The sequence below is a fragment of the Treponema sp. OMZ 305 genome (assembly GCF_024181325.1).
In the GTDB taxonomy this organism is placed as follows: Bacteria; Spirochaetota; Spirochaetia; order Treponematales; family Treponemataceae; genus Treponema.
Window position 1 is genome coordinate 1,636,420 of sequence record NZ_CP051300.1, and the last position, 13,821, is coordinate 1,650,240.

12 protein-coding genes are annotated in these 13,821 nt (G+C 48.3%); 6 read left to right on the top strand and 6 right to left on the bottom strand.

The genetic code is table 11. The annotated features are described in order from the left end of the window. The first annotated feature begins 87 nt into the window (after nucleotides 1-87). From ABK01_RS07240 to ABK01_RS07255, 4 genes are all read left to right on the top strand, one after another. Nucleotides 88-1,050 (top strand): metal ABC transporter substrate-binding protein, encoded by a 963-nt coding sequence (locus ABK01_RS07240; RefSeq protein WP_305880056.1) that lies wholly within the window; start codon nucleotides 88-90, stop codon nucleotides 1,048-1,050. Nucleotides 1,051-1,192: 142 nt separating this feature from the next. After that, a complete protein-coding gene (locus tag ABK01_RS07245; RefSeq protein WP_212564777.1) occupies nucleotides 1,193-2,122 on the top strand; it encodes a metal ABC transporter ATP-binding protein in 930 nt (309 codons plus the stop codon). Between the two features lie 84 nt (nucleotides 2,123-2,206). After that, nucleotides 2,207-3,067 carry a metal ABC transporter permease gene (locus ABK01_RS07250; protein ID WP_253675148.1) on the top strand — a complete coding sequence of 287 codons (861 nt, stop codon included), beginning with the start codon at nucleotides 2,207-2,209 and terminating at the stop codon, nucleotides 3,065-3,067. 172 nt (nucleotides 3,068-3,239) lie between these two features. Further along, nucleotides 3,240-4,103 (top strand): metal ABC transporter permease, encoded by an 864-nt coding sequence (locus ABK01_RS07255; RefSeq protein WP_253675149.1) that lies wholly within the window; start codon nucleotides 3,240-3,242, stop codon nucleotides 4,101-4,103. A gap of 7 nt (nucleotides 4,104-4,110) precedes the next feature. Here ABK01_RS07255 and ABK01_RS07260 read toward each other — a convergent pair whose 3' ends face one another. The 6 genes from ABK01_RS07260 to ABK01_RS07285 all read right to left on the bottom strand — a co-directional run bounded on the left by ABK01_RS07260 (nucleotide 4,111) and on the right by ABK01_RS07285 (nucleotide 11,036). Then, nucleotides 4,111-4,560, bottom strand: coding sequence for a 2-thiouracil desulfurase family protein (locus ABK01_RS07260; protein ID WP_212564774.1), 450 nt, complete (start codon nucleotides 4,558-4,560; stop codon nucleotides 4,111-4,113). An 81-nt stretch (nucleotides 4,561-4,641) separates the two neighbouring features. Further along, the gene (locus ABK01_RS07265; protein ID WP_253675150.1) at nucleotides 4,642-7,131 is read right to left on the bottom strand and encodes an ATP-dependent Clp protease ATP-binding subunit; all 2,490 of its coding nucleotides are present in this window, start codon (nucleotides 7,129-7,131) and stop codon (nucleotides 4,642-4,644) included. Nucleotides 7,132-7,146: 15 nt separating this feature from the next. Further along, a complete protein-coding gene (locus tag ABK01_RS07270; RefSeq protein ID WP_253675151.1) occupies nucleotides 7,147-8,247 on the bottom strand; it encodes an ATP--guanido phosphotransferase in 1,101 nt (366 codons plus the stop codon). 1 nt (nucleotide 8,248) lies between these two features. Beyond that, nucleotides 8,249-8,755 carry a UvrB/UvrC motif-containing protein gene (locus ABK01_RS07275; RefSeq protein ID WP_212564771.1) on the bottom strand — a complete coding sequence of 169 codons (507 nt, stop codon included), beginning with the start codon at nucleotides 8,753-8,755 and terminating at the stop codon, nucleotides 8,249-8,251. A gap of 144 nt (nucleotides 8,756-8,899) precedes the next feature. Beyond that, the gene (locus ABK01_RS07280) at nucleotides 8,900-10,351 is read right to left on the bottom strand and encodes a sigma-54 interaction domain-containing protein (RefSeq protein WP_212564770.1); all 1,452 of its coding nucleotides are present in this window, start codon (nucleotides 10,349-10,351) and stop codon (nucleotides 8,900-8,902) included. 25 nt (nucleotides 10,352-10,376) lie between these two features. Next, entirely contained in the window at nucleotides 10,377-11,036 is a 660-nt protein-coding gene (locus ABK01_RS07285) for a transporter associated domain-containing protein (RefSeq protein ID WP_212564769.1), read from the bottom strand. A 164-nt stretch (nucleotides 11,037-11,200) separates the two neighbouring features. On the opposite strand from ABK01_RS07285, the gene ABK01_RS07290 reads away from it, so the two are divergent. Together ABK01_RS07290 and ABK01_RS07295 are read left to right on the top strand one after the other, a co-directional pair. Next, nucleotides 11,201-12,403, top strand: coding sequence for a two-component system sensor histidine kinase NtrB (locus ABK01_RS07290; RefSeq protein ID WP_253675152.1), 1,203 nt, complete (start codon nucleotides 11,201-11,203; stop codon nucleotides 12,401-12,403). Between the two features lie 3 nt (nucleotides 12,404-12,406). Further along, nucleotides 12,407-13,783 carry a sigma-54-dependent transcriptional regulator gene (locus tag ABK01_RS07295; RefSeq protein ID WP_253675153.1) on the top strand — a complete coding sequence of 459 codons (1,377 nt, stop codon included), beginning with the start codon at nucleotides 12,407-12,409 and terminating at the stop codon, nucleotides 13,781-13,783. Nucleotides 13,784-13,821 lie beyond the last annotated feature (38 nt).

The window sequence follows — 13,821 nt, forward strand, 5'->3', positions numbered from 1 at the left end:
ATACTACATAAAAACAGACATTTAATGTAGTATTGACTACTAAAAAATAAAATTTTGTTTTGGAATAATATTCCAAAGGGAGCTAGTATGAAAAAGTGTACACAATGGGTAACAATTATGCTCATGGTGCTAATGTGTGTTATTGGTATTGTCGGCATGACTGGCTGTACAAAAAAGGATACGGGTGCAGATAAAACGAATGCAAGTAAAGCGAATACAGAACGCCCCAAACGAGTGGTAACGACCTTCACTATTTTGCAGGATATGGCGCAGAATATTGCGGGCGATAAGCTTTTGGTAGAATCGATTACCAAGCCGGGGGCGGAAATTCACGAATATGAGCCGACTCCGCTTGATATTGTTAAGGCTCAGTCTGCTGATTTGGTTCTGCGCAATGGTTTGGGGCTTGAACGCTGGTTTGAAAAATTCATGGGCAATGTAAAAGATGTGCCGAGCGCTACGCTCAGCGATGGAATTGAGCCGATGGGTATTGGGGAAGGACCGTACAACGGGATGCCGAACCCGCATTCGTGGATGTCGCCGAAAAATGCACTCATCTATGTGGAAAATATCCGGAAAGCCTTTGTGAGTTTAGACCCTGCAAATGCGGAGACCTATAATGCCAATGCAGCTGCGTACAGCGAAAGCATCAAAAAGATCGATACGTTCTTGACTGAAAAGCTTTCCGAAATTCCCGAATCGCAGCGCTGGCTGGTAACCTGTGAGGGGGCTTTTTCTTATCTGATCCGCGACTGTAATATGAAAGAATTATACCTGTGGCCGGTCAACGCCGACGAGGAAGGCAGCCCGCAGCAAATTCAAAAGGTGGTCGATACGATCCGACTGCATCACATTCCCGTTGCCTTTTCCGAAAGTACCATCAGCAATAAGCCACAGTTACAAGTCTGTAAGGAAACCGGAGCCTATTATGGCGGTGTTCTGTATGTCGACTCTTTAACGTATGAAGACGGCGATGCCCCGACCTATCTGAAAATGCTTGAATACAATGCGAATGCAATTGTGAAGGGATTTGAGGATAGCCGCCGTTGAGCATGTACATCCATGTACATGCTCAACGATGAGTTTTTGCAAAGCAAAAACTCACTCCTGTATGGAACCACCGCCATCCATGGCGGTACTGAATGCACATTCCGTGCACGAATTGAATAACTGAGCTGAGAAGGGGAGACGTATGGTGATACATTCGCTGCGGCATGCGGCTTATAGTAATAATGGAAGTAACAATATAAATGACAAAGGGGATTCCGTTGAACTGGCAGTAAAGGATGTCAGTGTAGCGTACAATAACGGACATGTTGCCCTCTACGATGCGTCGTTCACCTTGCAAAAAGGAACAATTACCGCATTGGTCGGTGTAAACGGCAGCGGTAAATCAACCCTTTTTAAGACAATCATGGGCTTTATTAAACCGATGAGCGGCTCCGTAACCATTTGCGGAAAATCGATCCGTTCGGCGCAGAAGCAGCATCTGCTTGCGTATGTGCCGCAGTCGGAAGACGTGGACTGGTCGTTTCCGGTGAGTGTGTGGGATGTGGTGATGATGGGACGGTATGGTTACATGAATTTTCTCCGCATTCCAAGCAAGCAAGATAAGGAAAGAGCTGAGCGTAGTTTGGAACGCGTGCAGATGCTCGATTTTAAGGATAGGCAGATCGGCGAACTTTCAGGCGGACAAAAAAAGCGGGTGTTCCTTGCACGGGCGCTTGCGCAGCAGGGAAAAATCATCTTGCTCGATGAGCCGTTTACCGGAGTCGATGTTAAAACGGAAACAGCGATTATCGAGCTGCTGCGTGAGCTGAAAAACGAAGGTCATCTGATCTTTGTTTCTACCCACGACTTAGGTTCTATTCCTGAGTTTTGTGACCACGTTGTAATCATCAACCGGACAGTGATTGCCTCCGGTGCGACGGAAACCACCTTTACCGCTGAAAACCTGATCAAAGCATTCGGCGGAGCGCTGCGGACTATTAAGATTGATCATACCGATAATCCGGAAGATACTGCTCATGAAATAAGAGTATTTACCGATGACGAGGGGGCTTTGATTACCAAGCAGGAGGGTAGACCGTATCTCAAGGGCATAAGAAATGTTGTTGAGTAGTGGCGGTTTTGAAGAGAAAGGCAGCCCCATTATTCTGCGGGGTGTTAAAAAAATAGTCTGATGCGTTTGCCTTGATGGAGTGATATGTTATTGATTCCTTTTCAGTATGAGTACATGGTGAAAGCGATTTTGGTGAGCGGAGGTGTCGGCGGGGTGTGTGCCTTGCTGTCGTGTTTTGTTGTGCTGAAAGGCTGGTCGCTTTTGGGAGATGCGCTGTCCCATGCGGTGGTGCCGGGAGTTGCGGTTGCTTATATTATCGGTATTCCGTTTTCTGTCGGTGCCTTTATCAGCGGGATGCTCGCTGCGCTCATTATGGGCTTTGTTAAAAAGAACACACGGATACGCGAGGATGCGGTCATAGGCATTGTCTATACCACGTTTTTTGCGCTCGGTGTGCTGCTGATTTCGTTGTATCCAAGCAATATCAGCCTGACGACCATCATTATGGGAAATATCCTCGGTATTGCCGACCGGGACATTGTGCAAACGCTCATTATTGCGGGTGTGAGCCTTATCATCATTTTGCTGAAATGGAAGGATTTGCGGCTTTTTTCGTTTGATCCGTCGCACGCCCGCTCGATAGGGCTGAATACCAATGCGCTTTACCTGTTGCTGCTCACCCTGCTTGCCGTTACGGCGATTGCGGCGCTGCAAACGGTGGGCAGTGTGCTGGTTGTAGCAATGCTGGTAACACCGGGAGCTGCCGCATATCTGCTCACAGATAGATTTCCGATAATGATGGGGCTTGCAGCAGTAATCGGAACAGTCACCGCTTCTGCAGGAGCCTATATCAGCTATTATCTAAACGGCTCGGCAGGCGGGTGTATTGTTGCGCTGCAATTCTTTTTATTTTTGACCATTTTGTTCTTTGCGCCGCATCACGGCATCATCTCCGCGCGGCGGACGGCAGCACGTTCGCTGAAAGCCTTTTTGGGGCAGACCTGAGAAGAAGAGTGTATTTTTGAGCTGCCTAGTTTGTGGACAGCGGCAAGGATTGTAGGGGCGGCGAAGCCGTTCCGAAGGAATGGAGCCGAGAGGCGGAACCCCGAAAAGCCTGATTTTTGCGAAGCAAAAAGCCGCCCAAAAGAATATAAAAAACAAAACTGAGGAGAGGTTTATGTGGTTAATGTCGGTTCTAGAGCCGTTTACGTATGGATTTATGATAAAGGCGCTCGTAATAGCGGCGTTGGTTGGGGGTGTTTGCGCCCTTATTTCGTGTTATCTGATCTTAAAGGGCTGGTCGCTGATGGGGGATGCGATTTCTCATGCGGTGTTGCCGGGAATTGTGGGGGCGTATCTTTTGCATATTCCGCTTGGGTTTGGGGCGTTTGCGGCGGGGCTATTGAATGCGGCTGCGACGGGGTGGATAAAAGACCGGAGCCGTATCCATGAAGATTCGGTGATGGGGGTGGTTTTTACGGGGCTGATGGCAGTCGGACTGATTTTGGTGACGAAGGTGAGTTCAAATATTCATTTTATGCATATTTTGTTCGGGAGCCTTTTGGGGATTGAAAAGGGCGATATGATACAGGCGGTTGTGTGTTCGGTAGTGACGCTGGTTGTACTGATTGCCAAACGGAAGGATATTCTGCTGTACTTGTTTGATAAAAACCATGCGCAAGCGGTGGGCTTGAATGTCCAGTTGATTCATTACCTGTTTCTTTCGCTGACGGCGCTGACCATTGTTGCGTCGCTGCAGGCGGCGGGGATTTTGCTGACAGTTGCGATGCTGATTATCCCCGGCTGTATTGCATATCTGTTGACGGACAGGCTGAACCGGATGCTCCTTATTTCCGCTTGCTCCGCGGTGATGAGTTCCTTGATTGGTACTTATGTGAGTTATTACCTGAACGGAGCAACCGGCGCCTGTATCATTTTAACGGAGTCGTTCTTTTTTGCCTGCGCGATGGTGTTTGCGCCTAAATACGGTATGCTGGCACACCGTCGGGCAGCGCGGAAAGCACGTTTAGCGCTCGCTTAGGACTCGCTTAGTGCTTCAAAAAGCGCAAAGGAAAATCGATATCACTCCATTCTTCTTCGGTCATTACGGTTATCCCATTCCTCATGAGCAAATCTGCCGTTTTCCCGTTTCCTGCAGTGAGTATTCCGGAAAAAGTCCCATCATACACCAAACCTTTTCCGCATGAAGGGGAACGGGCTTTAAGCAGTGCATCTTTACAACCATACTGCTGTGCTATTTCTAAAACTACAGCAGCACCTTTTTCAAATGCTTCGGTTACGTCATCGCCGTCAGTGTTGATGACTTTTCCTGCTTTCATTTCTGCTGCCGAACGCGGTGTCGGTAAGCCTCCAAGCTGCTCCGGACAGACAGGTATTGCTTTTCCTTCTTTTACAAGCTGCTGCACGGCAGGAGTTATTGCTTTCTTTCCGTCATACCTACAGGGGAATCCTGCAAGACAGGCGCTTACAATGATCATACGCGGAATACTCCTCTTCGCGGGTGTATCATAATTCCGGCATTTTCAGCGCTTCCGATAATGCCGGAAGCGCTGTTTGAACTACCCTTCCTGCGGTTCCGTGGAGACGGCAGGAAGTAAGGTGATGGTTGTTGCCGGAATCGCCGGTCTGTCGGTTTGAATGCTTATCGTAAGTGCGTTTCCGTCAGTATCGACGACCGCGATAGTGCCGGGGGTAAAGTCCCCTGTGATGATTTTGACGGCGAGGACATCTTCTATTTCGGTTTGCAACAGCCTGCGCATCGGACGGGCGCCGAGCAAGGGATCATAGCCGTGCCGTATACAATAGGAGCGGGCATCGTCGGTGATTTGAAGCTGCAGCTGTTTTGCAGCGAGGCGGCCGGTCAATTTAGAAAGCTCTAACTCGAAAATAGCTTCTATTTCTTTTTCCGAAAGCGGAGTAAAGACAATCAGCGAATCGAGCCGGTTTAAAAACTCCGGACTGAAGATTTTTTTTGCCTCCAGTTCGGCGGACTTCTTCATACTTTGATAGTCGATGGTGCGGTTTTCTACCCGTGCAAAGCCGAGCGGCTCGTCCATCAAATTTCGCGTGCCGACATTGCCGGTAAGGATGATCACCGTATTCCGAAAGCTCACCGTATGGCCGAGGCTGTCCCGCAGTTCACCTTCTTCCAGCACCTGCAGCAACAGGTTAAAGACATCGGGGTGCGCTTTTTCAATTTCATCAAACAGGATAACGGAATACGGATTCCGTCTGATTTTTTCCGTCAGCATTCCGCCGTTTTCAAAACCGATATAGCCCGGAGGCGCTCCGACCAAGCGTGCAACGGCATGTTTTTCCATATAGTCGCTCATATCGACCCTAATAAGGGATTCCGCAGAGCCGAAGAGGAATTCGGCAAGCGCTTTTGCCAGCAGCGTCTTCCCTACCCCCGTCGGTCCTAAAAAGAGGAACGAGCCGATAGGGCGGTCAGCCGAGGCAATTCCTGCGCGGGAACGGCGCAGCGCATTTGCGATAATACCGATTGCCTCATCCTGTCCGATAATAGTTTTATGCAGCTCTTTTTCGGTTTCGGCAAGGCGCTTTGCCTCGTCGGAGCCGACACTCTTGAGCGGAATATCCGTCATCAAAGAGACGGTTTCGGCAATGTCGGCAGGGTCTACTTCAAGCATTGTTTCGTTTTCTTGGTTCAACCACCGCATTTTAATTTTTTCCAGCTGAACTTTTAAGAGCTTTACTTCGTCGCGCACGACAGCTGCCCGTTCATAATCCTGTACTGCAACCAAGTCCTTCTTTTCGCCGGCAAGCTCCGCAATCCGCTGTTCGATGGTCGTGATATTTTGCGGCAGCTCGGTAGTATCCATTTTCTTCAAAGCGCCGGCCTCATCCATCACATCAATCGCCTTATCGGGGAAAAAACGGTCGGGGATGTAGCGGGAAGAAAGCTCTACAATCTTTTTAATGGTTTCGTCGGAATAATGAACATGATGATGCTGCTCGTATTTTGATTTAAGCCCCCCAAGAATCGCGCAGGTTTCTTCTTTGGTCGGCTCCTTAATCAGCACGGACTGAAAGCGCCGCTCAAGAGCGGAATCTTTTTCAAAATACTTGCGGTATTCGTCAAGCGTCGTTGCACCGATGCACTGTATTTCCCCGCGGGCAAGCGCCGGCTTTAAGATATTGGCCGCATCAAGCGCTCCCTGAGAGCCGCCGGTACCGATGAGGGTATGCAGCTCGTCGATAAACAGAATGATATTTTTAGCCTCGCTGACTTCTTTGATGATGCGCTTGATGCGTTCCTCAAACTGTCCGCGGTACTTGGTGCCGGCAATGACGGAGGCAAGGTCGAGCGATATAACCCGTTTCCCGAACAGCGACCGAGGCACCTGTTCATTCACAATAGCCGCCGCGAGTCCTTCGACAATCGAAGTTTTCCCGACACCGGGTTCTCCTATTAAAACGGGATTATTCTTGCTGCGGCGGGATAAAATCTGCATCACGCGGCGCATCTCCCGCTCCCTGCCGATAACGGGATCAAGAAGCCCTTGGCGAGTTATCTGTGTAAGATCCCTACTGAATTCGGATAATGCGCTATGTTTCTTTTTTTCCTGCTGCTGTTTATCGCGCCGCGTATCCGTACCGTTCAACTTTTTCATGGTTTGCTGTACGTCATCCAGAAAAATTCCCTGCTGTAAAAAGAAATGCGCAAGGATACTCTCCTGTATCTGAGCAAAGGCCAGAATAAGGTGCTCCGTCCCTGCTGCTTCCTGCTGCATAATCCGGGCTTGAGCGGCGGCGGTATCGACAAGCTGTTTTACCCTATTTGACGAAGGAATTTCTCCCCTCACCGGCTCGCCTTCCCGTATCGGGGTACTTTGCTCCAATCGCAGTTGCAGCGTCAAAAAATTGACATGGAGATTCTCCAATAAGCGATATCCGCGCCCCAGCTTTTTTGTGATGAGCGCAAGCAGTATATGTTCCGGTTCTACCGTGTCGGCATTGACCCGCCGAGCTTCTTGCTGGCTAAAAACCGTCAATAATTCATAAAGATTCTGTGAAAGAGTATGCATAGTTGTCTCCCGTTTCTACAGTCTGCTTTTTGCGGAGTTTTGTATCCGCAGTTCAGCCCGTTTTAAGATCTCCTGTACTAAAATTGCGCGGATACGCTCAATACGGAGTTCATCCAGCTGAAAGGGTTCTTCAAGATGAAACGTACCGTTCAGCATCAAAAAGGCAATATGGGCGGTCTGAGTTTGATACAGAAGCGCAAGGCAGGCTTCCTGACTTAAACCTTCGATAAAGCCGAGATTGATACCGAGTTTTATCTTGAACACAAGATCTATCGTATCTTTTACATCGAGTAAATAGGCATTTTTCGCAATACTGAACGCCTTAATGACCTCATCTTGGATACGCCATAATTGCGTTTTTACCAACGAATCCCGCAACTCCCGCTCTTCATTGATGAGCTCTCTAATCGCGGACGTTATCATACTGATTTGTGCCTCATCGGTATAGCCTGCAGCGCTTTTCGTAGAAATGAGGTACAGATATCCCAGTAGTCGTTTGGTATTCTGCGCATAATAAGCGTGTACTTCAAAATTTTGCTTGGTCAGCGCCTCTATCCTTTCCTGTATCTTATTATTCAGTGAGTGTCCGGGGAGCGAACACAGTACCGAGCATTTAATCCCGCTGCCGATATTCATCACATCGGAAGATAAATATCCGAAATCCTGCACTGCACTGAATTCCAGCGTTTCAGCCAATGTATCGATGATATTCTTTCCCAGCGTAAAGCATTTTTGAAGTTCAAAACCCGCATAAAAGGCAGAAAGTCTGATATGGTCTTTGACATTCACCGTTGCCGAAAGGATACCGTCGTCACGAACAATGACGCCCGTACCGAACTTCTGCTCCAAATTGGCAGGAATGATATTCCGCTCTTCAAAAATCTTTTTTGCTATTGCGTCCAAGGTATCAAGCCTAATGGGATGAAAGCCGTCGGAAGGCGGCAGGTCGTAGAATGCGGATACTACAGTCCGGTATACCGTTTCCGCATCTTCTTTTCCGAGTGTCGGAGGAAAGCGGTAGTTCTTTAAATTCCGTACAATACGTACCCGCGAAGAAAGAACCGTATCGCTGTCGTTTCCGGAATAGGTATACCATGCATTCGAAGAGGCAACCATACTAGGACGATACCTCCTGCTCTCTTATCTTATCGCGGAGATAGGCCGCCAGTTCATATTCTTCGTTTTCTACCGCCTTTTGCAGTTCCTCTTCAAGATGCTGTAATGAAGCCGCCGAATCCGAAAACGTTTCCGTTTTTAAAGGCAGGTTCCCTGCGTAAAAGACCTCTCCGGACGTTTCTTGCATAAGTTCTAATACGGTATCACGGAAATAAAAAAAACAGCGGGGACAGCCGAGTATCTTCTTTTCTTTGACACGACTCAGCGGCATTCCACAATCGGGACACGCCAGAGGATGAACACTGTCACTTGCTCCTTCCGAAGCATCCAATGCGGATACAAGCCCGTCAAAAATAGCTTTAAGTGAAAGATGCATTTCCTTGTTATCAGAGTAAAGATGATGCTTTTTAGCACAAGTTCTGCAAATATACAGTTCTTTTGCCTTTCCGTCTATAATTTGCCGCACGAGCATAGCGGCGCTATGCTTTCCACATATCTGACATATCATGCTGCACTCCTCAAGGTAACCTGTTCAGAAACGGAAGTTTCCGAACAGGTTTGTTATATTATTTCCTTGCATATATTGATAGAAGCATACAGGCAATGATTGATAAAATCAAGGAGTCGGCAGTATTAAGGTTTTAATTTGGCACTATGCTGAGGGCTTTTCGTTTATTTCGCGGGAGGCGGTATGCCGTTGGCGCTTGCGGACAAAGGTTGCGTGAGACATCCCAAGACTTTCCGCCGCAAGCCGCACATTGCCGTAGGTTTTATAGGCAAAGTCGATGTATTCCGCTTCTATATCCGCGAGTGCGGCCTTGAGGTCGTGAACGCTTTCAGGCTGCTTTACCGGTATGTACAAGGGTTCCGCCTGCTGTTTACAGGGAGTAATAAACGTATTCATTGCCGTAATTTCGTCGCTATCGGTAACGATAACCGCCCGTTCTACAATATTCCGCAGCTCGCGGATATTTCCGGGCCACTCGTAGCCGACCATCAGCCGGAGCGCCGCATCTGAAAAGTATTTACGGAACGCATATTTCCGGTTGAGCTGTTCAAGGAAAAGCTCCGCTAGCGGGATAATGTCGTTGCGGCGTTCACGAAGCGGCGGAATATGCAGCGGGAATACCATCATCCGGTAATACAGGTCTTTTCGGAATTTCTTTTTCTTAACCATTTCTTCCAAATTACGGTTTGTCGCCGCAATGACACGTATGTCTACCGGAATCGGTTTTGTGCCGCCGATACGTTTTACCTCATGCTCCTGTAAAACCCTCAACAGCTTTACCTGCATATTCAGCGGCAGCTCGCCGATTTCATCGAGGAAGATTGTCCCTTGGTCGGCAACCTCGAAAAGCCCCGCTTTGCCGTTCTTATCAGCGCCGGTAAAAGCTCCCCGCTCATAACCGAACAGCTCACTTTCTATCAAATTTGCCGGAATAGCGCCGCAGTTTACGCTGATAAACGATTTTTTATTGCGGCGGCTTTGGCTGTGGACATATTGGGCAAACACCTCTTTACCGACGCCTGTTTCGCCGCTAATCATCACCGTTGTATCAAGCGGGGCAACCTTATCCGCCATACGGATAATCGAAAGCGTTACCTTATCGGCGGCAATAAAATCGGTTTTATCGAGAAATTGAGTTCTGATATGCTCCAATTCTTTATGCAGGCGTAACCGTTCCTCATTTCGGGATTCGATTTCTTCCCTCAGATGATGAATTTCGGTCATATCCCGAACGTTAGTAATGACCATTTCGATTTTATTGTCGAGACCGAATACAGGCGTACTGGTGATCAATGCTTGACGTCCCGTGCTAAACTTTTGCCGGAGCGTTACCGGCTTGCCTGTTCTGATAGCAATTAAAGACCCCGACTGAGAGATAGTCCCGCCCTCTTCAAGCTCTTTCATATTACAGCCGATTACATCGGCACGAGAAATACCGGTAATTACTTCATAAGCTTTATTTGCCCGCAATGTATTAGCTTCACCATCAGTGATATAAATACCGTCAAACATATCTTCAATGATGGAATCAAGCTGTTTTTCCGCATCCAAACGAACGGGGCAAGAATCTTTTCGCGAACATTTATACTCAGACATTATGCAGCTCTCCCTATAACTATTTTTATGATTTTAACGGAGTTATTTTAATATGCCGGATGAGTTCCCCTTCCATGTCATATACTTGGAACATATATTCACCGATTTGAGCTTCGCATCCGACCGTCGGCTTTTTTCCAATCGCCTGTAAATAATTGAACAGATACCCTGCAACGGTGTGCCCATAGGATTCGTCAAAATCGGCATCAAGCCGTTTATTAACCTCTTTCATACTAATACCGCCGTTTACAATATAGTCGCCGCCGGTTTCATGATTGTGTACTTCAGGATCATTGAAATATTTACGGACGGCAAAAAGAATTGCGATAGCGATAACACCGAGCAAAGAACTCTGCATACTGCTGTGATCCATAATGAGTGCGCGGGCAATCGTATATAAAAGCACCTCGATAGCGCTTCCCGGCGTATGCTTTGTAAGCATCTTTACAAACTCGATACCGATAACCAGCTCAAATACCGTCGAAAGGAATTCCGCAAATGAGGGAACATCCGTACCGGCAAACGTACTGATGATAAAGCCTTTCAGCTGTACAAGAACCCGAATACAGAGGAGCAAAATCCCAACAATAACTACCAGTGCAAGCAAAATTTCCGTGTAGCTTGCCATAAGTCCCAAATACCGTCTGAGATTTTGTTTGTTTAATGCCGCTTTTAACTTATTCATTATCGAATATTATACACTGAAATCCTCAAAAGAAAAGCGTTAATTTTAAAAAAACACCGAATGATACGAGGGTTTAATACCCCGATGCTTGCGTCGGGGCTGTTGATTTCGATAGGAAAGCGCTAAAATTTGCGCTTTTTATCATTTTACGCTATACTTGCCGTATGAGAGAGTTTATAAGCCGCGCACTGCAGAAACTACCGCGCATGAACGATTCGCAACTCCGCTCTTTTATCCAATTAATCGTCGATGACTACGCACTCTTTGACGCGATGATGGATTCGCTCACAAACGGCGTTATCATTTTGGATTCCGACCATACGATTATAAAGACCAACCGTGCAGCTTCACGTATTCTCGGTATTCCGCTTTCGGAAAGTCCCGACCGGCCGCTGTGGGCGTCTATTTCCGATACCAAGCTGGCGGATTTTATCTGTATGGTAATACAAAACGAAGAAGCTAGAAGCGCTGAAGAATTCGTTATCGCTGCCGACGAAGGAAATCAGTATATTGAGCTTTCGGTGCTGCCGCTCGTAAAAGAAAAACGGGTGCGCGGTACGATTATTACCGTTGAGGACATTACGCAGCGAAAGCGCGAGGAAATCAATAATCGGCGGCTTGAAAACCTTGCGAGTCTTACCAACCTTGCGGCAGCGGTTGCGCACGAAATAAAAAATCCGCTTGCGGCAATCAGTATCCACGTCCAACTGCTGCGGAAAAACTTTAAAGCATGCAATCTGGAAATTAATACCAAAGCGCAAAAACACCTCGATGTGGTAGAAGAAGAAATCGAGCGGCTAAATAAGATTGTGGTGGATTTTCTGTTTGCCGTCCGTCCGCTCGAATGCGAATTTGCACCGGTCAACATCAATGAACTTATCAAAAATCTTTTTGCAACGTTTCAGGATGAGTTTTCCGCAGCAGGCATTGTATTCGTTTCCCAACTCGATAGCGACTTGCCGGTTATTCAAGCGGACGAACGTTTTTTACGCCAAGCGCTGATGAATATCCTGACGAATGCAAAAGCCGCGATGATGCCCGCAGGCGGAGAACTTGGCATCACCACACGGTATGACGAAGAAAACGTATATATCGCCATTACCGATACGGGAAAAGGCATTCCGCCCGACATACTGCATAAAATTTTTGAGCCGTATTTTACGACAAAGCCTGACGGCAGCGGACTCGGTCTCACCATGACGTATAAGGTGATTAAAGAGCACGGCGGGGATATTCAGGTACATTCGGATATCGGCAAAGGCACCCGCTTCACATTTATTTTACCCATTACCCGCAGCGAAAAACCGCTTTTGCTTGAGGCACACACCGTACAAAGCACCGACAGTACACGCAGCACAGGAGTATAAGGCATGAAGTTTAAAATTTTAGTTATCGATGACGAAAAAAATATCCGCGAAGGACTCCAGATGGCGCTTGAGGACGAAGGGTACGAGGTACTGACTGCGGAAGACGGAACTGACGGCCTGCAAAAAGCGCTTTCTGAGGTGGTAGACCTCGTTATCACCGACTTGCGGATGCCGGGCGTCGGCGGACAGGAAATTCTCCGCAGGGTAACTTCGGAAACGCCGGGCGTGCCGGTTATCGTACTTACAGGGCACGGCACCGTCGAAACCGCCGTCGAAGCGATGCGTATGGGGGCGTATGACTTTTTAACCAAGCCGCTCGACCTTGACCGGCTTTCCCTGCTGGTAAAACGCGCTCTCCAGAACCGCGAACTGGTATTGCAGCACCGTGAACTTGTCGAACAGGTGCAGTCGAATAAAACATTCGAGCATATCATCGGGAAAAGCGCGGCGATGGAGCACGTGTTTGAGATGATTAGGAAGGTAGCGCCCTCCCGCGCATCCGTGCTTATCACCGGCGAAAGCGGCGTCGGCAAGGAACTGATTGCCAGCGCAATCCACAACCTTTCCCCGCGGAAAAACAACAGTTATATCAAAGTACACTGCGCCGCGCTTGCGGAAAGCTTACTGGAAAGCGAGCTGTTCGGGCATGAAAAGGGCGCCTATACCGGTGCGGTCAGTCAGAAACGGGGACGCTTTGAGCTCGCTGACGGCGGCACGATCTTTTTGGATGAAATCGGAGAAATCAATCAGAGTTTGCAGATCAAAATACTGCGCGTGCTGCAAGAAAAGCAGTTTGAGCGGGTTGGCGGCGAAAAGTCCATCACCGTTGATACTCGCCTGATCACTGCGACTAACCGCGATCTTGAAAAGGAAGTGGCCGCCGGTACGTTCCGCAGCGATCTGTATTACCGCCTGAATGTGGTGCATATCCACGTGCCTCCGCTTCGGGAACGGAAAGAGGATATTCCGCTGCTGATTGCCGCCTTTATCAAGGAATTTACGGAAGAAAACGCAAAACAGATTACCGCCATCGAGCCGAAAGCCCGCGCGGCGCTCTACGCTTACGATTGGCCCGGCAATATCCGGCAGCTGCGGAACTGTCTGGAAAGCGCTGTCGTGATGAGTTCTGACAATACCATTCGCCTATCCGATTTACCCGAGCCGATACGCGAAGCGGAGCAAACGTCTTCCATCCGCATCCAAATCGGAACTCCCCTCGCCGAAGCGGAACGGCATATCATTATGGAAACTCTTGCCGCCTATAACGGGAATAAATCGAAAACCGCCGATATACTCGGCATCGGGCGCAAAACCCTGCATAGAAAACTGGATGAATTTGCCGCACATACTACCGATGCCGCCGGTTCGGGTGCGGAGTAACCCTGTTCGGAGACTGTCGGTTCGGAACAGGGTACCTT